We start from the raw sequence: 20,196 nt of genomic DNA, 5'->3' as shown, positions 1-20,196 counted from the left end.
TACGTTTCAATTAGTCAAAGAAACTTTGTCTTTGATTATGACGGTTCAAGCCTAATTGGATCAACTCTTCAATCAAGTCACCGTATTTCAAGCCCATATTTTCCCATAGCAAGGGGTACATGCTGAATGCTGTAAATCCAGGCATTGAATTTAATTCATTAAGGAATAATTCATTTTTATTCGTCAAGAAGAAATCACAACGGCTCAAGCCACTTCCACCTAACATCGTATACGCTAATTTTGCGTACTCTTGTGCTTTTTGATGGACTTCTTCTGGTACTTCTGCTGGAATCTGCATCTCGATGCGATTATTGATGTACTTCGCATCATAATCGTAAAATGCCACGTCTTTTACCACTTCACCAGGCAAGGTCGTGCGGACGTCTTCATTCCCTAAAACAGCGACTTCGATCTCCCGTGCTTCGATTCCTTGTTCAACGATGGCACGTGAATCGTATTGGTAAGCTGTTGCTAAGGCATTCTGTAATTCTTCTCGATTTTCAGCCTTAGTGATCCCCACGCTTGATCCCATATTTGCTGGCTTCACGAACATCGGATAAAGCAATGAGCCTTCACATTGGTCAAATACCTTTTTAGGATTTTCTTTCCATTGATTCTTCAAAACTGGAACATAAGGTACTTGCGGTACACCGGCTGCTTGTAAAATATATTTTGTCATGATCTTATCCATGGCACAAGCACTTGTCAGTACACCCGCACCGACGTAAGGCATATTCAAGGTTTCTAAGAATCCTTGGATCGTGCCATCCTCGCCATTTGGACCGTGAAGAACTGGGAAGACGATGTTTCCTTCTTCTTTGATCTCTCCTGGATTGATGACAGTACCCGTAAATCCTTCTGTCATTTTCCCACTTGGGTCCCACGTCAAGTGCAATTCTTCTTCACTTGTAGGTTTTTCAGTCAACAACGGGCCTTTGACCCATTGTCCGTCTTTACTAATAAATACGAGCTGTACTTGATAATAAGCATAATAAATAGCATTTAAAACGGAAAACGCTGAAAGAATCGAAACTTCGTGTTCCGCACTGCGTCCACCATATAATAAAGTAATCTTCAAAAGATTTTCCTCCTGTATTCGATATCATTCATTTTTACTTCATATTTTAGCACAAAAACAAAAGATGCAAACAGCTTATTTGAAAAAAGGTGAGGTACATGTCATTTTATTCAAAAAACAGCGGAATAGTTGTCGCTCTTTTTCTTTATCGTTATGATAAGAGAAAGGAGGCATAGTTATGACCAAAACTACTTCTCGAAGCCGGTTAACAGAAATCATTCACGTATTCATCAAAGAAAATGTTCTGCCTAATCTGATCCAACAAAAAAATCCTGAACAAGTAAAAAAAGCCTTTGAAGAACTTGGCTCAACCTTTATAAAAATTGGGCAAATGCTTTCTGTCCGTGATGACTTACTCTCTGCTGAGTTTACTAAGACATTCAAAACATTGCAAGACAATGTACCAAGTGATCCCTTTGTCACGACGAAAAAAACGATTGAACAGGAATTAGACGCATCCTTAGAAACGATTTTTACTAGCTTCAATAAAGCACCTTTCGCTTCTGCCTCTATGGGTCAAGCGCATCGTGCAACGTTAAAGAATGGTGATGCAGTCGTTGTAAAAGTCCAACATCCAAATATTGCGAAGGAAATCATGATGGACTTACAGTTATTCGAACGGGCGATTCCTTTGATCAAATATATTCCTGAAACAAGCGTCATCGATTTAAAAGGCGTGTTGCAAGAAGTCAAACGTTCATTGACAAACGAATTGGACTTCTACAAAGAAAGTCAAAATGGTGCACGTTTCTATAATCTAAACAACCATTGGTATGAAATTAGATCCCCTAAAATCTATGAGGCACTTTGCACAAAAAAAGTTATTGTGATGGAAGAAATGTCTGGAAAGAACTTCAACCAATTGATGAATCTTGAAGAAACGGATGAACGCCTCATTGAGACACTTACGAATACTCAATTGAAACAACAAGTGGCTAAACGATTGATCGAACATTTTATGAAGCAAATCTTTGACGATGGCTTTTTTCATGCCGATCCACATCCTGGGAATTTATTGTTCCATCCTTTAAGCGTTGAAGAACTTTCAGAAAATGTAACGACAGACACAAAAGAACACAAAAAACAACTAGGCTCGATTTCTTTCAAAACGACTGCTACTGTCACTGAACCATTGCAACCATATACAATCAGTTATATTGATTTCGGTATGATGGGTAGTCTCTCCGCTTCGCTAAGACAAAAGCTGATGGAAATCGTTTTAGCGATTTATACACGAGATATTTACCGTATTGAAAAAGCCGTCATCAACTTATGTCAACAAGAAGGGCCTTTTGATGAAAGTGAATTCCATCAACAACTCGCTAGCTTTTTGACGCAATATTTAGACCTCCCCCTTGAAGAAATCGACTTGCAAGAAGTCTTTGCGCAGATCGTCTCGATTTGCCACCAGAACAACTTACAAATCGATCGTGATATCACGTTATTGCTTAAAGCGTTTAGCACATTAGAAGGAGTGATTCGTGTCCTTGATCCTGAAGTATCTTTGATGGAAGTCGCTACGCCCATTGCACAACGATATTTCTTAGCACATCTCTCTGTCGAAGATACCTTGAAGCAAGCGGGCTTAGATATACTCGATGGTATCAAAACCGTACCGAAAATCCCGCAACAAGTCTATCACCTTCTAGAAACTTGGCGTTCTGGACAAGGAAAAATCAATTTGGAACTAAAAAAACAAGACCAACTGATGAACCGGATCGAAAGTATGGTGAACCGTTTAGTATTTGGTGTGATACTCGCCGCATTGATCGTCGGCTCTTCGTTGCTTGTCCAAGCTGCACCAGACGATCAAATCAATTTTATTACACTATTAGGTATATTCACGTATACGATCGCAGCTGTGGTCATTCTCTTTTTAGCCATTGATACACTGATCAACTATTATAAAAAAAGACGAAAATAAACGAAAACATCCCAAAATATGAAACTATTTTCGGATGTTCTCGTTTATTTTTTTAACTGTATACTTTTGACACAACCTCATTGCTTGATGATTAGAGTTGCGGATACGACTATTCCTGTTTTTTAGTCTGTAGCCTTTTACTCGCTATCTATTTGATAATTTTAGCTTTTTTGGTTTGATTATTTCATTTTTCATTCATCTGGTACGATTCTTTGCGAGAGCAACCACTTATGGAAGAACCATTCAGCGATCCCGATCAATACCGCCGGTACTAAAACCTTCATCCAAATATCCGTCATATCGTTCATAAAATAAAGATATAACCATAGAATGGCTGCAGCTGAACCAGCATCTGCAATTGTAGCCGCGATATTTCCTACTTTTCGTAAAATCAATAAATCACCTAATACATAGATCATGACAACAATGATTACTCCGACAATCGTTGAATCCATGAAACTAACACCATACAGTCCCGTTAAAACGATCCACAAAATTGCCCAAATCATGATTGCTTTTACCACCAACGCCTTCACATGTTTCATTTTCTGCACTCCCTTCTTTTTTGGTTAAAAATATATGATTATATAATTAAATAATCTTCATAATTATATCTTTTGTTATAGAATCAATCAAAGATATCGTACTTTTTTAGTAATAAAAAAGAGGAACACCGCTTCTGTTTAGTTAGAAACAATGTTCACCTATTTTATATTCTATTCAAATTTCTGCAAGCGCTCGGATCAACGCTTTTTTGAACCTTTGGTGATCTTCATGAGTGAAAGGCTTCGACCCTTTCGTCCGAATGCCCGCTTTTCTCAACTTACTGCTTTGATAACGTTGTTCTAATAATCCATCAATGTTCGTGGTATCAAATTCCTTCCCCGATTGATGAAAGACTCGAACACCTTTAGGTAAGACCAATGAAGCTAAGCCATAATCTTGAGTGATCAAAAAATCACCTTTTTTGATCAGCCCGACGATTTTATAATCTGCACTGTCTGCCCCTTTATCGACGTATACAAACTGTACATAGCTTGGATACTCTTTATTGGTATAGTGATCGACACTTGTCACGATCATCACCTCTAATTGAAAAGATGCCGCAATTTCAATCACGTCATTTTTCACTGGGGAGCCGTCACCATCAATGAATATTTTTTGCATGTTCTTTCCTCCATAAAAGATAAACAGCGATTACTCCCAGGATCAATACACTGACATTTATCCATTTTACGTAAACTAACAATTGGATCATCGCTTTTGGTACGCTCAGACTACCAGTCAATTGGAGCAATACACTCACAGGTTCGTCCAACCATCGTGCCGTCACCAACAGCAATGACATCAATAAAAATTGATGGGTCACACTTCCTTTGTTTTGTGTCGTAAACTTTTTGATCACACGATTATCCATCGGTATTTCTGTATCGATCTCATAATACGTACGATTCAACCAACTACCTACTACCGCGTGCCAAAAACTTAATAAGAATAAACCAACCACAAAGCCGATTTGTGGAAGTAACAGAACCATCAACGAACTAAATAATCCAGCTAATTGAATGAGGACTGGTTCGATCGTGGGAATCTGGATTGCTTGATTGCCAATGATTTTGGCTAACACCATGCCTGCAATATAAGGTAAATACATATATACGCCTAAATAGTCGAAACCATAGACGCGGCCGATATAAAGTGTCCCGAATAAAAAAAGAAAATTACCTAACATGCCATTCAGAAAAGTAAAACTATTTAACCAAGTAGGTAATTTCCACTGCTTTCTAGCCCTTCCAAGATAAAAAGCTGCAAATAGAAACAACAGCATAAATCCATAGATTGCTACGTCAAATAATGCAGGATCAATCAACAAACGAGCATTTCTCAAAAGAAACAACAAAACGAAAAAGCCGATAAATAAAAGCAACTCTTTGGTCACTACCACATTCGACTTCATCTCTTTAAAATCCAATTCATAGCGAGGATAATGACTGATCGTATGGTATGCCATAATGTAGAACAATGTATATAACGCTAACGTCATCACGACTTGCGTCGACCCGGGAAGCTCGATCACCCGAAACAAAACAAGCAACAACAGGATCGCAAATGGAAATTTATTTGCTGACATGTTCGTGAATCCCTGTTGTTTTTCATGGTAATTCACTGTGATATTTGTGGGGATCAGCCATGCCGCACTTAGCCCTAAAAGTACACTTGACAGATAATACAGCGGGAAATAAAGGACGCCAAAAATCCCGATCAACGAACCTGCGCCACCCATCAATAAAGAAATCATCAACAAGGTATAACTATCCAGACCAAAGCGAATACTACTAACTAAAAACAGACCTGTCATTCGAAAGGTATAGAACAAAGTGAAGGGTAAAATCGACAACCATTGGTTCCCATCACTCAAACTTAAAAATAAAAGATACGGCACCAAGATAACCGTATTACTCAAAATAAAAGGTGTCGTCTGGGTAAAGTTCCGCCCAAATCGTTTGATATTATCAATCATATAAAAACTCCTTACGTGTTAAACATGAGTTACTTGTCATGTCAACGCATCATCTCTATAGGCATACCCATATGTCTATAGGTACAAAACTGATTATACCATAGGAGCAAAGCAGCCAACACCCTATAGAGGTTGTGAAAGCAGCCCACTGATCCGCAGCCAACCGATAGACAAAAAAGCAGGAACTCCACAAAATTTGACTAGCAAATTTGGGAATCCCTGCTTATTTTTGAGTGCTGAACATTTCTGTTCGCCACTCACTGGTGCCTGAAAGAATCAGACAGACAAGTCCTTCTCCACAAAAGTCTTGTCCAGCACGCCTACATCCGGTAGGTGATCGGTGGATCATGTGCCGCCAAAATCAATTAGACCTCTAACGTTCAGAGATCTTCTCGACCCGTCGCATAACGTATACTTTAACACAAGCTACCATTTTATGCGAGTCTTTTTTTCATTTTATAATCAACCATTTGAAATCCTTCGCCGATATCGCTGATCAATTCTCCCTCAATGACAAATCCCTGATGTTGATAGACTGCGATTGCTTGTTGATTTCCTTGATTGACACGCAAGAAAATCTCCTGTGCTTCTGTTTCTTTTGCTAATTGTTCGTACCAACGAAAGACTTCTGAGGTCAAACCTTTCCCTCGTACGTCTCGAAGAATATAGAGTTTACTTAAATAGATCGAAGAACCCATCTTTTCATAAGCAGTATAGCCAATCGTTTTTCCCTCTAACTTCAATAAGAAATAGTTGACCCCTGCTGCACATTCTTTTCCGATCTGTTCTTTCGATTGATACGTCTCCAACATATAAGCGACTTGCTTTTGACCGATAATCGGCGTAAAGGCTTCGGGCCATACTTCATGGATAACTGTCACGAGTTCATCGAGTTCTTTCTCAGTTACTACTACTTTCTCCAACATTTTACTTCCTCCATTCAATGAACTAAAAATGCCCTTGTGCTTGCTGGAATAAAAACAACATGATCATACTATATACAGCGACCGACCAAGGTTTTAAAAGAATAACAATTTGCATGTATTCTCTAAATGAAAGCTTCGTCAATCCAGCGACGAGACAAATCAAATCATCTGGCGCAAAAGGTAAAAGTAAAGTAACGATCAATACCTTTTTGATATTGTTTGTTTTTTCAATGACTAGCTGTTCAAATTTTTGGAATTTTTTTGGTGATAAGATAAAACGGACAAAACTCGTACCATAATAACGCACGAATAAAAAACCGATTGCTTCACCAATAATCAAGCCAATACAACTATACAGCAACCCAAAGACATTTCCAAACATCAACATCCCTGCAACAGAAGAAATCCCTCCTGGCAGAATCGGAATGATCACTTGGATGATTTGGATAAGAATAAATAAAATGATCGCATAGCTCCCAAACTGTTGCATGAATTGTTGCAAAGAATCTGCTGATTGAAAGATTCCATGTCGATAGCCATACATGATCAATATGAAAAAAATACTTAATCCAACGAGTGGTGCGACTTGGATGGTTCTATGTACCCATGTTTTCTTCTCAACCATACGCTTCTCCTACACTTTTCATTTTTCTATGTTTCATAAAAGAACAAGTAATGAACAACTACAAAATCGTCGTATGCAACTTCGAGCAACAGAAGCTTGATCCTCTTGTGCCTTCTAAGCCCGAGTAAACAACGTGAAGTAGCTCCTTCAGAAATAAGCGTGAAATCCCAAAAATTTGAAGAAAAATTTTCGGTTTTTCACGCTTATTTCTCGGATTTGAGCACTTCCTTTATGGCTGATTACCCGCAGAAGTTACTTATAAAACGCCGTTTATTTGGTTTTAGAAGATAGGCATAACGGCTACTTCAGTTCTAACACCTGTTCTTATCTTTTTACTGGTGATTCAAAAAACTAGCAACTTTCGTTGTGATCAAGTCAATAGCTACGTGATTTTCGCCACCTTCTGGAACGATAATATCAGCGTAACGTTTTGTTGGTTCAATAAACTGATGATACATCGGCTTAACGACTGTTAAATATTGTTCGATCACAGAATCTAAGGTACGGCCGCGCTCTTCCATATCACGTTTGATCCGGCGAATGATCCGAATGTCATCGTCTGTATCTACATAGATCTTGATATCCATCAAATCACGTAAACGCTCGTCTTCTAAAATCAAGATACCTTCCAAAATAATCACTTCTTTTGGTTCTTGGATGATTGTTGCTTGACTTCTCGTATGAGCAACATAATCATAGACTGGTTTTTCAATGGCTTCATAGTTCAGTAGTTTTTCAACGTGCTGGATCAGCAGTTCATTATCAAAGGCAAAAGGATGATCGTAGTTTGTATTCAACCGTTCTTCAAAGCTAAGATGACTTTGATCTTTATAATAAGAATCTTGTTCAAGCATCATGATGGAGTGGTCTGGAAAGTGACTAAAAATCCCTCGGCTGACGCTTGTCTTTCCGCTTCCCGATCCGCCCGTCACACCAATGATAATTGGCTTGCTTTTTGTCATTGACTAAAACCTCTTTCATATCCGTTTTTTCATTCTAATCTATTATAGCGAAAAAAAAGGAAAATGCACTATTTTTCTGAAAATTAATGAGGTGAGATTTCCAAGAGCGGGTAAAGTTCTTCTAAAGAATCAATCCGATAGGTTGGTTGGATCTCTGGTATTTCAGGCAACTTATTTTTATTGAACCAGATCGTATCGATCCCTGCTTCATTTCCACCTTTGATATCAGAAGTCAGTGAATCACCGATAATCACCGTTCGTTCTTTGTCCAACTCAGGAATATTAGCAAACACGTGATCAAAAAAAGCCTTCATTGGCTTTTGTGCGCCAATCGCTTCTGAGACAAAAATTTCTCGAAAATAATGAATCATCCGAGCATCTGTTAATCGTTGATGTTGGGTTTGAGAAACCCCATTCGTCACTATATAAAGTTCTGCTTCACTTGACACTGCTTCCAGTAATTCATGGCTTCCAGGAATCCAATGATGGCCCTGATTCAAATAATGTCGATAACGTTGATCCATTGCTTGGCTATCTACGGTCTTGCCAAACTGTTGGAACAACAGACCAAAGCGGTTGCCTGTCACTTCATCTCTTGTCATCTGCCCCTTTTCAAATTCTCGCCATAAATGATGATTCAATGCTTTATAACTTGTTCTGATCTCTGGTGTCAGTTCAATGCCTTGTTCCGCAAACAATTGGTGCAAGGCTTCTGTTTCTGTTTGTTGAAAATCTAACAACGTATCATCTACGTCGAATAATAATGTATGATATTTCATCTGATTCTCCTATTTCTTCTATATTTGATATTTCGTTTATTTGCATTTTCGTGGGTTGTTGATTGTTTATCTATAAAAGAAATAAACAAGTGCCTTAGAACCGCCGGCTGTGCACTTGCTTATTAAATGACACTAAATCATTTTAGAAAGTCCAATAATATCTTCTTCTGAGAAATGTCCAATGACTCTGTAGGGATTGAAATTACTCTTCAATTCAAATCGGTTTCCTGTACCTACCCAAGATTTCTTGTTTAATCCTGCAGAATCTAAGTCTTTTATTTCATAATATCGCTTTTTGATCGCCTTTGATTTATTCTCATATTTACTTGTAATAGGAAGAATCAAGAATGAACCTCTGCTTCGAACACGGATAGCAATAGCAGGACGAGTTTTCCCTCCACCGCCATCGTTAAAGGGAATATAGATCAAGAACACGTCATGACTATTCATCTAGATCTCTCATCCATGACACTAGATCTTCGTGGTCACCGCTATTTTCTGGCGGATTAGTTTCAACAGACTCTTCCGCAACTCTCATTAACTGCAGTTCAGCCTTCTCTTTACTTGTTAAAGATAACTCAAATGGAATTTCTCCTCTGGCAGCTACCCTTTTATATAAAGCAGTGATTAAGATTGATGGATTTACTCCTAATGAATCTAAAATGCTTTCGACGTCAGTAGCTAGATTCTTATTGATATTCACTTGGACTTTCTTTTTTTCGTTGGTTTTATCTTTTTCTTTGATTTCAGACATAGAACATCACCTCTCACTCCTATTTTACTCCTAATAGGAGTGTAAAACAAATTCATTGAATGAACGATCAATTCATGATTATTACTATTTAAAATATTTTTTTAATTTTTTTAGTTCGTCTAACGTCAATGAGCGATAAGATCCTTCAGTCAAATGCGGATCTAGTTGTAATGGGCCCATGCTGATTCGTTGCAATGCAGTGACTTTTTTTCCACAAGCTAAAAACATCTTTTTCACTTGATGGAATTTCCCCTCTTCGATCGTCAGTCGTACGATACTTTTTTTATGTTGCGCGACAAGAATCTCTAAATGTGCAGGTAAGCATTGGTAACCACCATCAAAAACAATTCCTTTTTCAAAAGCAATTCGATCAGCTTCTGTCACTTGTTCATTGACAACTGCTACATATGTTTTCTGTACTTTTTTATCAGGCAACAACATTTCATAACCTAATTGGCCATTGGAAGTGATCAACGATAAACCTGTTGTATCTCGGTCTAATCGCCCAACTGGATACAAAGGTTGTGTGCGATCGGCTGAAGCCAACAAATCGATAACAGTCGTTTTGTGAATGTCCGTCACCGCTGTTACTGCTCTTTTCGGTTTATTCAGCATAAAGTATACTTCATTTGTATGTAGCTTTACGCCATCCACTTCGATACAGTGGAGCAAACTATCCACATTACGATTCTGTTTCTGTTCCACTTTACCATCGATACGTACGAGTTTCATCGCAAAAAGTCGTTTCATCTCTTTACGTGATGTTTCTAATTCTTTTTCTATTAATTTATCTAACCGCATAACTGCTTCCTTTCCTAGCTACATAAGCATTATAACCTGAATCATACACCATGCAAAATGGAAACGCTAAGTTGTTTCCTTGACTTACTCAGTGAATCGCGTTACGGTTAAAGAGTAAAGTGAATTGGATTTCTCATACACAGCGTAATGACCTGGTGGAGAAAAGTTGAATCCTGACTTTTTAAGGGCAGATGCGCGCATCTGTCTTTTTGCGTTTTTTCGCGCTACCTGATAATGTGCAAGAGACCATGTGACATTCACTTAAATAAAATCTGTCTGACACCAAAGCAGACAGTCACATTTTAAGGAGGAATTTTGGTTATGTCAGTATCATTAGAAGTAAGTAAAAGAGAAGTACGTCCCCGTTCATTGAGAAACAAATTGCGTCATGAAGGAAAAGTTCCTGCAATCGTTTATGGCTACAATGTAGAAAGCACGCCAATTTCATTTGATAGTGCGACATTTAGTAAAGTATTGCGTGAGAATGCCGCAAACACAGTTATCACAATGAACATTGAAGGAAAAAAAGTCAACACACTTGTTCATAAAATCCAATCAAACACATTTACCAACCAATTAGAACACGTGGAATTCCTATCTGTTAATATGACAGAAGAAACAGAAGTCGAAACAGAAGTTGTCCTTGTCGGCGAATCTACTGGTGTAAAATCTGGTGGTGTATTGGCTCAAAACTTATATACTGTGATTGTTTCTGCTACGCCAGATCAATTACCAGAAAACATCGAAGTGGATATCACTGATTTAGCATTAGGTGATTCGATCACTGTAGCGGATCTACCGAAAAATGACGCATACACGATCATTACTGATGGAGAAGAACAAATCGCCGCAGTTGTTGCACCAACAGAAGAAGAAGAATCAACTGGTGAAGCAGCAGAACCAGAAGTGATTGGTTCAACTGAAGAATAAACGTCTTTTGATCAACGAAGCAGTGACTTGTGTCATTGCTTCGTTTTTTTTTAATTCCCACTTAAAAAAAAATTGTTTTAAGAATGGTATATTCCTATTTATCAACCCTTATTTGTTTTTTTGATAAGCGCAAAAATCCTTATATAATAAGGTTTCTTGAAGTCCTCTTAAAAGTTTCTTATACTTTTAAAAAAAGTATGCAAATATTGTTGCATTTTGTATAAATGTTTATTAGAATGAACCAACGTTAAAAAAGTATAACTCGTTTATCCTGATAATAATATGTTGTTCTCGTCATTTCGGTTTTTTAGACAAAGGAGGCTAAGCCGATGTTTGAAAGTTTTGATAATAACCGTAATCGATACGCATCATTAGGTGTGGTATCAAGTTTACCAGATGAACTGATCGATAGTATCTGGTTCATTATTGATTTAGACCTTAAGGGTGTTATTCCGTTAGATAATATTTTAGCTTTTGATTTAATGAACAATCATGGAAAAGTAACCTTGCATTTTTCTCAAGCGGGCAGTACCGTTGAGATGGGGATTGATTTGCCATTCCCTTATTCTCCACAGTATCCGGCGCAAGTATTTGCCTATGATGATGGGACCAGAGAAACCATTCTTCTCCCAAGTGAAATTAAACAGTACTAAAATAAACCCTTTGTTTTGCACGATAGCCAAGTAGTTGACTCTTTGATTTTCATCGCAGACTCACTTCTTGGCTACTTTTATGATGACCTTCTCTGAAAATTTTCAGAAAACATAAAGCATTTTAGCTATTTATTTATCATGAGATTCTAATTGATATTCCAAGGGTAAACACTATATACTACTAACTAAATTTTAAAAGAAATAAGGAGTTTACAAGATGCGCGATTTAACAAAAGGAAGCCCAGCCAAACTGATTTTGCTATTTACTGTCCCTTTATTGATAGGCAATGTTTTTCAGCAGTTTTACAACATGGTCGATATGATCATCGTTGGGCAGACATTAGGGAAAAACTCACTAGCAGCTGTAGGAGCTACTGGTGGATTAACTTTCTTGATTATTGGCTTTGCTCAAGGTCTAACCGCTGGTTTAGCCATTATTACAGCACAACGATATGGTGCGAAAGACTTCCGTGGTTTGAAAAAAAGTTTTGCTACAAGTGTCATGATTAGTGTCATTGTTACTGTGATTTTAACCGTCCTTAGCTTAGTATTTATTCGTCCGATGCTCCAGTTGATGCAAACACCTGCAGATATCATCGATGAAGCACAAACATTCATCGTCATCATCCTATGGGGAATCTTTGCTGCCGTCAGCTTCAATTTATTGTCAAATGTTATTCGCGCACTTGGTGATAGTCGAACGCCTTTACTCTTTTTGATCGTTGCGGTAATTATCAATGTTGTCTTGGATTTGATCTTTATTATCAACTTCGGTATGGGAGTAGAAGGTGCTGCTATTGCAACAGTGATTGCGCAAATTGCTTCTAGTCTATTATGTATCGTCTATATCAAGAAAAAGATTCCGATGCTTCAATTACGTAAAAAAGATTTTTCGTTCGATAAACAAGAGATCCGCACACATTTAAATGTTGCGTTACCAATGGCTTTCCAATCTTCGATCATTGCGATTGGTGCAATCGTCTTGCAATCTGCATTAAACAGCTTAGGTACAGATGTCGTAGCTGCCCAAGCCGCAGCTGGTCGAATCGATCAATTTGCTGTTCAACCTATGATGTCCTTTGGGATTGCGATGGCAACTTTTGCAGCACAAAACTATGGAGCGAAACAATATGGACGTATCTTAAAAGGCGTTCGTCAAACATTAGTCATGAGTATTGGCTTTAGTTTCTTAGCCGGAGCAATTGTCATTTTCCTTGGCCGACCATTGGTGAGCTTGTTTGTCAGCCCAAATGAAACTGTCGTCTTTGATTTGGCGCAAACGTATTTCAACATCAACGGCTCCCTTTACTGGATCTTAGCTATCCTATTTATCTTACGTTACACTTTACAAGGGCTTGGTCAAAGTAAAGTACCGACAATTGCAGGGATGATGGAGCTGATCATGCGTTCTTTCGCTGCGATCATTCTGACTGGGATCTGGGGCTATCCAGGTGCTGCTCTTGCTTCACCACTTGCTTGGGCTGGTTCTGTCATTGTCTTGCTCTACTCTTATATCCGCGCTGTGAAACATTTGAAACAGTTAGATGCCGAACAACAGCAATTTTCAATTGAAGATGCTGAAATCAGTTATTAGATTCAAAAAAAGTGTTCCTCCTATATTATGGGAAGAACACTTTTTTTTATGGATTCGTTGGTAAAATCACCAAGCTGAAATAGTCGATATGTGCATGATCATATTCTAAAACGGTGAATTGAAATTGATCGATCGTAATCACTGTACCTGCCTCGATATCTTTTTGATAGCTCGACATAAAACCAGCCAGAGTGATGAAATTTGTTTCTTCAAATTCTGGCACATCTTCATTGAAGTAGCGTTCAAAATCATCAAGCGTCAACTTACCTGAAACAATATAGCTACCATCTTCTTGTTTCGCAATCAACGCTTGGTCCACATCTGTTTCATCTCGAATCTCACCGACGATCTCTTCTAAAATATCTTCGATCGTGACAAGTCCACTTGTCCCACCATATTCATCCTTTAAGATCGCTATATGTTTTCCTTTTCTTCGCATGATCGTCAATAGTTTTTTGATGGGGATAGTTTCTGCTGTCACGATTGGTTCTTCAATCAGAGACTCCACCGTTATCTGGTCATCTTCTAAAGATTGTTTGATCAACGCAGGTAATGTCACGTATCCTAACACATTATCTTTGGATTCCAGTATGACAGGATATCTCGTATGCCCGCGTTCAATCGATTCCTTGATGGCTTGTTTGACTGTATCTGACGCATCAAAAACTTGCATCGATGTCCGATCTACTTGAATGTCTTTTGCCAGCGTGTCATCAAATTCAAAGACATTTTCTAAGTACTGGTATTCATCCTTTGTCAACTCGCCTTGCTGGTAAGAATTGAGGGCAACTAAAGTCAATTCTTCTTGCGAGAGTGTCTCTTCACCTTCTGATACTAGTTTCACGCCTAGCAATTTACCTAAGCTTGCTGCCGAATGATTCAATACCCAGATGAAAGGAAACATCGCCAGATAAAAATAATGCAAGGGTCTGACTACGAATAACACCACTTGTTCCGTATTGACGATACTATAACTTTTCGGCAAAAGTTCCCCCACCACAACGTCGACATACGTCACCAGAATGAACCCTAATGCGACAGAGATCGTTGCACTTATTCCCCGTCCGATCGGAAGTTGACCGATCCAAGGTTCCAACAATGCTGCCACAGAACCTTCGCCAACCCAACCAATGATCAAGCCTGTCAATGTGATACCCAACTGACTTGCAGATAAATAATCGTCTAAATGATGGGTCACATGAAGCGCTAGTTTGGCGTTCTTCACGTCGTCTTTTTCCAATTGCTCTAAACGGGAACGTCTGATTTTTACCAAAGCAAATTCACTCGCAACAAAAAAAGCAGTGATTGCTATCATCAAAAATAATATGACAAAATTTAATACCATTTGTTTCGCCTCACTTTTCCATTTCAATTGTACAACTTTTCGTAAAAAGAGTATAACTAGGAGGCTTTTGATTTCTGCTTCTCCACTAGATCACTCTAAATAATGGGAGGATTTATTCACTTGTATCACTAGCATTCAACAGCTATTCAATAACAAGAAAATTTATAAATTAAGGTTTAAAATGTGCGCATGTGCTATGCTATTACGTGACAGTACAGTTTAATGACGGTGGCTATCCTTCGAAAGCGAGGTGGTGCGTATGCACATACTTTCTAAATCTTACGAAAGGAGACGCCTTTTGTCGGCACTCGATACAGTCCAATTGATGCTCAGCTTTGGTATGTTTACCATCACTCTGGTCACATTGGTTGTAGCATTGCTTAGCGACGACAAAAAGAAATAACCGTCCTCGGCCTAGGACGGTTATTTTGTAAAAAATAACTTGAAATATGCCGCTGTTAATTAAGCGGTACTGTCAAAGGGGAGTTGTTGACGCAACTCCTCTTTTCAGATTTAGTATAGCATAAACTAATTTTTTATCTACTTATTTTTTCGTTCTTTCAACCACGTTTTTCTTGTTCCACCAATCAGCAAAGGTACTGTTTCATGTTTGACTTCACTGTATTCTAAACCAAACCATGTTTCTGGCGTCGTAGCGATTTTCTTGATGGCAAGTTTGGCTTGCATGATTTGTCGTTCCCATTTCCCAAGAGTTGTTACATTGGAAACTACTTCGTCGATCAAGATGAATTGGAAATCGCCGACTTCTCTTCCTGGAGTCAATGAATACGTCTGTGGTTGTTTTGGTAGACGTCCTTGTTTCATTAAATCGTGGATGATTTGTCGAACGTAGACATTGATTTCTTGTTGCACGCGGAATCCTAAGAACAGGTTCACTTGAACAACGAAATCGGTCCCCATCATATCCACTTGATATTCTTTCGTATAAGGTTCATCGGTTACTTCTACATGGACAAACCAATAGGCCTTCGCCCGCTTTGGTCGTTTATCTAAAATAGAATACACGAACTGACGACCGACCTTCCCATCTGCCATATCTGGCACTAAGAAAACCACATTTGTTTGATACATTGGTAAGGATTTGTCCTCTTTCAATGCTTGAAGTTGTGGAATATATTCTTTTAATGCCACTTCTTCTGCGACCGATTCACGAATGATATTTCCTTGTTCCCAAACAAACATGACTGCTAGAATGACTAAAGCAATCAGCACAGCGACAAAACCGCCATGGAAGAACTTCACGATACTTGAAATAAAGAAGACGACTTCGATTGCCCCAAAGAAAAAGGTAATTGTATGAGCCAACCACTTCGGATAGCCAGTTTGGAGCAAATAGAAATAAAGTAAGGCAGTCGTCATCAACATCGTTACGGTAATGGACAGCCCGTACGCAGCTTCCATATGATGTGAGGTTCTAAAGGTAACAACAACAAGTGAACAAGCAATCCATAGAATCAAATTCACTGCCGGAATATACATCTGTCCGATACTGCTTCCAGGATACATGATTTTCAATCGAGGCAATAATTTCAATTTGATTGCTTCTGAAACTAGAGTAAAGGATCCAGTAATTAGCGCTTGCGAAGCGATAACAGCCGCAATCGTTGCAAATATGACCCCAATGACAGTAAAACTAGCCGGCATCATTTGGAAAAATGGATTCAAGTTTTCGATCGCTTGTGTTTCTGGATTTTGATAGACATTCAACAGCCATGCTGCCTGCCCAAAATAATTCAATACCAAACATACTTTAACGTATGGCCAGCTTAAACGGATGTTTCGTTTTCCGACATGTCCTAAGTCAGAATAAAGCGCCTCTGCCCCAGTAGTTGCCAAAAAGATATTTCCTAGAATGAATAAACCTAGCTTATTATCAGGACTAAATAGCAACTGGATCGCATAATAAGGATTTAAGGCACGGATTACTGTCCAGTCTTGACTGAAATTAAACAAGCCCATCGCGCCTAAAAAGGTGAACCATAAAAACATAATCGGGCCAAATGCTTTCCCGACGACTTCTGTACCAAATCGTTGGACCATGAATAAAACAAAAATAATAACTAAAGTAATAATGACGATGATGTTCTGGTCATTGCCGAAACGGTCAAAGAATTGTGGAATCCCACGTAATCCTTCAATAGCGGTCGTAACCGTTACAGCAGGTGTCAGTACGCCATCTGCTAACAATGCTGCGCCACCGATCATTGCAGGTATGATCAGATATTTACCGCCTTTTCTAACCAAAGTATATAAAGAAAAGATACCACCTTCCCCATGGTTATCTGCATTTAATGCAATCACGACATATTTGATCGTCGTTAATAATGTCAAAGTCCAAAAAATCAAGGAGACTGCTCCGATAACAAAATCTGGGTTGATCCCTCGCAAGCCGCCATTGTCTTCTACGATTGCTTTCATTACATAAAGCGGACTCGTACCGATATCTCCATAAACAACTCCCATGGCTACGAGTAACCCTGCCATCGAGATTTTTTTTGTGTTATGCTTTGTTGTCACTGTTCCCCCTCATTTCTCCAATCCTATGATTGACCTAAATTTCACCTAATTATCCAAGGATTCAACCTTGGTGTCAATAAATTCGATAAAAATAACTAAGTCAACGATGCCTTCTTAAATAATCAGCAGTAAATGAGTAGAGAGCTAAACAAACGAGTGCCCCGATTAAGGATGGGATAAGATAAAAGCCACTGATAGATGGACCTAGATCGCCTAACACAAATTCACCTAACCAACTTCCAAAGAAACCAATGATAATATTTCCAGTGACGCCTCCTGGTACATCTTCATTAAGAACAGCTCCAGCAACGAATCCTAATATGCCACCTACTATCAATGAGAATAAAAAATGGATCATTTCCATTCCTCCTTTTGCACTTTAAATAACTAAGTGTTTTTTAAGAAAATTTAAATTGACCCTTTATGTCTTTTCTTTATCGATTTTAAAAAATAAGCGTACTACTTTTGAAAATATAAAATTATTTTCGTAGTAGTACGCTTATTAAAAAACTTTTATCTTAAAACGATGGAATTACTTCTTGTCCTCTTCGTTCAACATTGCTTTTCTTGAAAGATTCACACGACCTTGTTTGTCGATCTCTGTCACTTTCACCAACACTTCATCGCCTAGTTTCACAACGTCTTCTACATTGTTTACACGTTCATTCGCTAATTGAGAAATATGGACTAAGCCGTCTTTCCCTTTGATCAAGTTGACAAATGCACCGAATTTTTCGATACGAACAACTTTACCAAGGTAGACTTCGCCAACTTTGACTTCTTTTGTCAAATCTTCGATGATCTTGATTGCTTTTTGGATCATTTCTTTATCAGAAGAAGCAATACTTACTTTACCGTCTTGATCGATATCGATCTTCACGCCTGTTTCATCAATGATTCCATTGATCGTATCGCCACCTTTACCGATGACATCTTTGATTTTCGCAGGATCTATTTGGATCATTTCGATTTTCGGTGCATATTGGCTAAGCTCTTCACGTGGTGTAGCAATCGTTGAAGTCAATTCTTCTAAGATTTCCATACGTGCTTGTTTTGCTTGTGCCAATGCTTCTTTTAAGATTTGTTCCGTGATACCTTGGATCTTGATATCCATTTGTAGTGCTGTGATTCCATCTTTTGTTCCGGCAACTTTGAAGTCCATGTCGCCTAAATGGTCTTCTAGACCTTGGATGTCTGTTAAAATCGTGTAGTTTTCACCATCAGATACTAATCCCATAGCAATACCAGCAACAGGTGCTTTGATTGGCACACCTGCGTCCATCAATGCTAAAGTACCTGCACAGATACTTGCTTGAGAAGATGAACCATTCGATTCAAGTACTTCTGCCACTAGACGGATCGTGTAAGGAAACTCTTCTTCTGAAGGAATCACTTGTGCCAATGCACGTTCACCTAATGCACCATGACCGATTTCTCGACGACCTGGTGATCCGGCACGACCAGTTGAACCCACAGAAAATTGTGGGAAGTTATAGTGATGGATGAATCGTTTGCTGACTTCTACACCTAAGCCATCAATGATTTGGTGTTCCCCTAAAGGTGCCAATGTACATGATGATAGTGCTTGTGTTTGTCCACGAGTAAATAATCCAGAACCATGAACACGTGGCAACAAGCCAACTTCTGATGCTAAAGGACGAATCTCATCTAATTTACGACCATCAGGACGGATTTTGTCAATCGTGATCAACTCACGAACGACGTCTTTTTCAAGATCTTCCGTAATTTGTTTCACTTCTTTTAGTAATTGTGCTTCCTCTTCATGACCCGCAAATTTCTCTGCATAAGCTTCGCGAATATCGATTTTCACTTGGTCGATATTATCTTCACGAGCTAATTTTTCTTCTGTCATGACCGCTTCTTTCATCGTGCCATACGATGCATCAAAAATTTCTTTTTTCAAGTCAGCATCGACTTGTAATAAAGAAACTTCCATTTTTTCTTTGCCGACAGCTTGAACGATTTCTTCTTGGAATGCGACTAATTTTTTGATTGCGTCAAATCCAAATAATAATGCGCCCAACATATCTTCTTCTGAAACTTCTTTTGCGCCACTTTCAACCATGTTGATTGCTTGTTTTGTACCAGCTACGCTTAATTCGATATCGGTAGTCTCTGCTTGTTCAACTGTTGGGTTCAAGACATATTCGCCATTGACACGGCCAACTTCAACACCTGCGATCGGTCCATCGAATGGGATATCTGAAATCGATAAAGCTAGTGAAGAACCTAACATTGCTGCCATTGCTGGAGAACAATCTGTTTCTACACTCATCACGATATTTGTGACTTGGACTTCATTACGGAAACCTTCCGCAAACATTGGACGGATCGGACGGTCGATCAAACGAGCAGTCAAGGTTGCTTCCGTACTTGGACGACCTTCACGTTTGATAAATCCTCCTGGGATCTTACCAGCTGCATACATTTTTTCTTCATAATTGATCGTCAATGGGAAGAAATCTGTATCTTTCGCTTCTTTTGAAGCAACTGCCGCACTTAATACGACCGTATCCCCATAACGAACTAATACTGCTCCATTGGCTTGTTTGGCTAATTGGCCAACTTCGATCTCTAAGGGACGTCCGCCCCATGTCGTTTTAAAAACTTGTTTTTCTGACATAAATACTCCTTTTCTTTCTCGTGAACGCTAGACGCTACTAAACAAATGAAAACCGCGAAAGCGACCTTTTGCACCTTTCATTTGGTTAGTAGGAGTCCATCAAGCTGATTCACAGAAATGTT

Annotated in this window: 20 protein-coding genes; 5 read left to right on the top strand and 15 right to left on the bottom strand. The window is 38.7% G+C overall.

Annotated features, from left to right (window positions below; all coding sequences use genetic code 11):
• Positions 1 to 10: 10 nt before the first annotated feature.
• Positions 11 to 1,078, bottom strand: coding sequence for a D-alanine--D-alanine ligase (locus IGJ49_RS00985; protein WP_010734355.1), 1,068 nt, complete (start codon positions 1,076 to 1,078; stop codon positions 11 to 13).
• Positions 1,079 to 1,256: 178 nt separating this feature from the next.
• On the opposite strand from IGJ49_RS00985, the gene IGJ49_RS00980 reads away from it, so the two are divergent.
• Positions 1,257 to 3,002 carry an ABC1 kinase family protein gene (locus tag IGJ49_RS00980; protein WP_438722187.1) on the top strand — a complete coding sequence of 582 codons (1,746 nt, stop codon included), beginning with the start codon at positions 1,257 to 1,259 and terminating at the stop codon, positions 3,000 to 3,002.
• A gap of 191 nt (positions 3,003 to 3,193) precedes the next feature.
• Here the strand turns inward: IGJ49_RS00980 and IGJ49_RS00975 are convergent, their stop codons facing one another.
• From IGJ49_RS00975 to IGJ49_RS00930, 10 genes are all read right to left on the bottom strand, one after another.
• On the bottom strand, positions 3,194 to 3,547 hold the full coding sequence (locus tag IGJ49_RS00975) for a DUF2512 family protein (protein WP_438722186.1): 354 nt from the start codon (positions 3,545 to 3,547) through the stop codon (positions 3,194 to 3,196).
• Between the two features lie 175 nt (positions 3,548 to 3,722).
• Positions 3,723 to 4,169: a YaiI/YqxD family protein gene (locus IGJ49_RS00970; RefSeq protein WP_438722185.1), complete on the bottom strand. Its 447-nt coding sequence runs from the start codon at positions 4,167 to 4,169 to the stop codon at positions 3,723 to 3,725.
• The gene (locus IGJ49_RS00965) at positions 4,150 to 5,523 is read right to left on the bottom strand and encodes a hypothetical protein (RefSeq protein WP_023518946.1); all 1,374 of its coding nucleotides are present in this window, start codon (positions 5,521 to 5,523) and stop codon (positions 4,150 to 4,152) included. Before IGJ49_RS00965 ends, IGJ49_RS00970 begins: the two co-directional genes overlap by 20 nt.
• Before the next feature lie 434 nt (positions 5,524 to 5,957).
• Positions 5,958 to 6,446, bottom strand: a complete 489-nt coding sequence (locus tag IGJ49_RS00960) for a GNAT family N-acetyltransferase (RefSeq protein ID WP_175401354.1) — start codon at positions 6,444 to 6,446, stop codon at positions 5,958 to 5,960.
• Positions 6,447 to 6,471: 25 nt separating this feature from the next.
• A complete protein-coding gene (locus IGJ49_RS00955; RefSeq protein WP_023518945.1) occupies positions 6,472 to 7,074 on the bottom strand; it encodes a TVP38/TMEM64 family protein in 603 nt (200 codons plus the stop codon).
• Between the two features lie 332 nt (positions 7,075 to 7,406).
• Positions 7,407 to 8,036 carry a uridine kinase gene (gene udk, locus IGJ49_RS00950; protein ID WP_010734363.1) on the bottom strand — a complete coding sequence of 210 codons (630 nt, stop codon included), beginning with the start codon at positions 8,034 to 8,036 and terminating at the stop codon, positions 7,407 to 7,409.
• A gap of 83 nt (positions 8,037 to 8,119) precedes the next feature.
• Positions 8,120 to 8,815: a YjjG family noncanonical pyrimidine nucleotidase gene (locus tag IGJ49_RS00945; RefSeq protein ID WP_010734364.1), complete on the bottom strand. Its 696-nt coding sequence runs from the start codon at positions 8,813 to 8,815 to the stop codon at positions 8,120 to 8,122.
• A gap of 132 nt (positions 8,816 to 8,947) precedes the next feature.
• The gene (locus IGJ49_RS00940) at positions 8,948 to 9,265 is read right to left on the bottom strand and encodes a hypothetical protein (protein WP_438722184.1); all 318 of its coding nucleotides are present in this window, start codon (positions 9,263 to 9,265) and stop codon (positions 8,948 to 8,950) included.
• The gene (locus tag IGJ49_RS00935) at positions 9,258 to 9,569 is read right to left on the bottom strand and encodes a type II toxin-antitoxin system RelB/DinJ family antitoxin (RefSeq protein WP_010734366.1); all 312 of its coding nucleotides are present in this window, start codon (positions 9,567 to 9,569) and stop codon (positions 9,258 to 9,260) included. Before IGJ49_RS00935 ends, IGJ49_RS00940 begins: the two co-directional genes overlap by 8 nt.
• Before the next feature lie 84 nt (positions 9,570 to 9,653).
• The gene (locus tag IGJ49_RS00930; protein ID WP_010734367.1) at positions 9,654 to 10,370 is read right to left on the bottom strand and encodes a 16S rRNA pseudouridine(516) synthase; all 717 of its coding nucleotides are present in this window, start codon (positions 10,368 to 10,370) and stop codon (positions 9,654 to 9,656) included.
• Between the two features lie 321 nt (positions 10,371 to 10,691).
• Here IGJ49_RS00930 and IGJ49_RS00925 point away from each other — a divergent pair, with 321 nt between their 5' ends.
• The 3 genes from IGJ49_RS00925 to IGJ49_RS00915 all read left to right on the top strand — a co-directional run bounded on the left by IGJ49_RS00925 (position 10,692) and on the right by IGJ49_RS00915 (position 13,547).
• Positions 10,692 to 11,300: a 50S ribosomal protein L25/general stress protein Ctc gene (locus IGJ49_RS00925; protein WP_023518943.1), complete on the top strand. Its 609-nt coding sequence runs from the start codon at positions 10,692 to 10,694 to the stop codon at positions 11,298 to 11,300.
• Positions 11,301 to 11,629: 329 nt separating this feature from the next.
• Complete coding sequence (locus tag IGJ49_RS00920) at positions 11,630 to 11,953, top strand: DUF960 domain-containing protein (RefSeq protein ID WP_019722687.1); 324 nt, start codon at positions 11,630 to 11,632, stop codon at positions 11,951 to 11,953.
• Between the two features lie 217 nt (positions 11,954 to 12,170).
• Positions 12,171 to 13,547 carry an MATE family efflux transporter gene (locus tag IGJ49_RS00915; protein WP_010734370.1) on the top strand — a complete coding sequence of 459 codons (1,377 nt, stop codon included), beginning with the start codon at positions 12,171 to 12,173 and terminating at the stop codon, positions 13,545 to 13,547.
• A 46-nt stretch (positions 13,548 to 13,593) separates the two neighbouring features.
• On the opposite strand, the gene IGJ49_RS00910 is transcribed toward IGJ49_RS00915, so the two are convergent.
• Positions 13,594 to 14,892, bottom strand: a complete 1,299-nt coding sequence (locus IGJ49_RS00910) for a hemolysin family protein (RefSeq protein ID WP_010734371.1) — start codon at positions 14,890 to 14,892, stop codon at positions 13,594 to 13,596.
• Between the two features lie 259 nt (positions 14,893 to 15,151).
• Between IGJ49_RS00910 and pepG1 the strand changes: the two genes are divergently transcribed.
• On the top strand, positions 15,152 to 15,295 hold the full coding sequence (gene pepG1 / locus IGJ49_RS00905; RefSeq protein ID WP_077151249.1) for a type I toxin-antitoxin system toxin PepG1: 144 nt from the start codon (positions 15,152 to 15,154) through the stop codon (positions 15,293 to 15,295).
• A 137-nt stretch (positions 15,296 to 15,432) separates the two neighbouring features.
• Here pepG1 and IGJ49_RS00900 read toward each other — a convergent pair whose 3' ends face one another.
• The 3 genes from IGJ49_RS00900 to pnp form a co-directional block, all read right to left on the bottom strand.
• Positions 15,433 to 17,430 carry a KUP/HAK/KT family potassium transporter gene (locus IGJ49_RS00900; RefSeq protein WP_010734372.1) on the bottom strand — a complete coding sequence of 666 codons (1,998 nt, stop codon included), beginning with the start codon at positions 17,428 to 17,430 and terminating at the stop codon, positions 15,433 to 15,435.
• Between the two features lie 100 nt (positions 17,431 to 17,530).
• Positions 17,531 to 17,788, bottom strand: coding sequence for a GlsB/YeaQ/YmgE family stress response membrane protein (locus IGJ49_RS00895; RefSeq protein ID WP_010734373.1), 258 nt, complete (start codon positions 17,786 to 17,788; stop codon positions 17,531 to 17,533).
• Between the two features lie 174 nt (positions 17,789 to 17,962).
• Positions 17,963 to 20,074, bottom strand: coding sequence for a polyribonucleotide nucleotidyltransferase (gene pnp, locus IGJ49_RS00890; RefSeq protein ID WP_023518942.1), 2,112 nt, complete (start codon positions 20,072 to 20,074; stop codon positions 17,963 to 17,965).
• Between the last annotated feature and the right edge of the window lie 122 nt (positions 20,075 to 20,196).

Origin of the sequence: Enterococcus sp. AZ171 (genome assembly GCF_051714005.1) — a bacterium.
Taxonomy (GTDB): domain Bacteria; phylum Bacillota; class Bacilli; order Lactobacillales; family Enterococcaceae; genus Enterococcus_B; species Enterococcus_B pernyi.
The sequence above is the reverse complement of the archived record's forward strand: the minus strand, read 5'-3'. Positions and strand labels throughout refer to the sequence as shown.

What these genes read in the sequence shown, in the direction of transcription:
- IGJ49_RS00975 (WP_438722186.1), bottom strand. Translation starts at nt 3,547, where the DNA reads ATGAAACATGTGAAGGCGTTGGTGGTAAAAGCAATCATGATTTGGGCA.
- IGJ49_RS00925 (WP_023518943.1), top strand. Translation starts at nt 10,692, where the DNA reads ATGTCAGTATCATTAGAAGTAAGTAAAAGAGAAGTACGTCCCCGTTCA.
- IGJ49_RS00895 (WP_010734373.1), bottom strand. Translation starts at nt 17,788, where the DNA reads ATGATCCATTTTTTATTCTCATTGATAGTAGGTGGCATATTAGGATTC.
- IGJ49_RS00930 (WP_010734367.1), bottom strand. Translation starts at nt 10,370, where the DNA reads ATGCGGTTAGATAAATTAATAGAAAAAGAATTAGAAACATCACGTAAA.
- IGJ49_RS00920 (WP_019722687.1), top strand. Translation starts at nt 11,630, where the DNA reads ATGTTTGAAAGTTTTGATAATAACCGTAATCGATACGCATCATTAGGT.
- IGJ49_RS00955 (WP_023518945.1), bottom strand. Translation starts at nt 7,074, where the DNA reads ATGGTTGAGAAGAAAACATGGGTACATAGAACCATCCAAGTCGCACCA.
- udk (WP_010734363.1), bottom strand. Translation starts at nt 8,036, where the DNA reads ATGACAAAAAGCAAGCCAATTATCATTGGTGTGACGGGCGGATCGGGA.
- IGJ49_RS00940 (WP_438722184.1), bottom strand. Translation starts at nt 9,265, where the DNA reads ATGAATAGTCATGACGTGTTCTTGATCTATATTCCCTTTAACGATGGC.
- pepG1 (WP_077151249.1), top strand. Translation starts at nt 15,152, where the DNA reads ATGCACATACTTTCTAAATCTTACGAAAGGAGACGCCTTTTGTCGGCA.
- IGJ49_RS00980 (WP_438722187.1), top strand. Translation starts at nt 1,257, where the DNA reads ATGACCAAAACTACTTCTCGAAGCCGGTTAACAGAAATCATTCACGTA.
- IGJ49_RS00915 (WP_010734370.1), top strand. Translation starts at nt 12,171, where the DNA reads ATGCGCGATTTAACAAAAGGAAGCCCAGCCAAACTGATTTTGCTATTT.
- IGJ49_RS00935 (WP_010734366.1), bottom strand. Translation starts at nt 9,569, where the DNA reads ATGTCTGAAATCAAAGAAAAAGATAAAACCAACGAAAAAAAGAAAGTC.
- pnp (WP_023518942.1), bottom strand. Translation starts at nt 20,074, where the DNA reads ATGTCAGAAAAACAAGTTTTTAAAACGACATGGGGCGGACGTCCCTTA.
- IGJ49_RS00945 (WP_010734364.1), bottom strand. Translation starts at nt 8,815, where the DNA reads ATGAAATATCATACATTATTATTCGACGTAGATGATACGTTGTTAGAT.
- IGJ49_RS00965 (WP_023518946.1), bottom strand. Translation starts at nt 5,523, where the DNA reads ATGATTGATAATATCAAACGATTTGGGCGGAACTTTACCCAGACGACA.
- IGJ49_RS00910 (WP_010734371.1), bottom strand. Translation starts at nt 14,892, where the DNA reads ATGGTATTAAATTTTGTCATATTATTTTTGATGATAGCAATCACTGCT.
- IGJ49_RS00970 (WP_438722185.1), bottom strand. Translation starts at nt 4,169, where the DNA reads ATGCAAAAAATATTCATTGATGGTGACGGCTCCCCAGTGAAAAATGAC.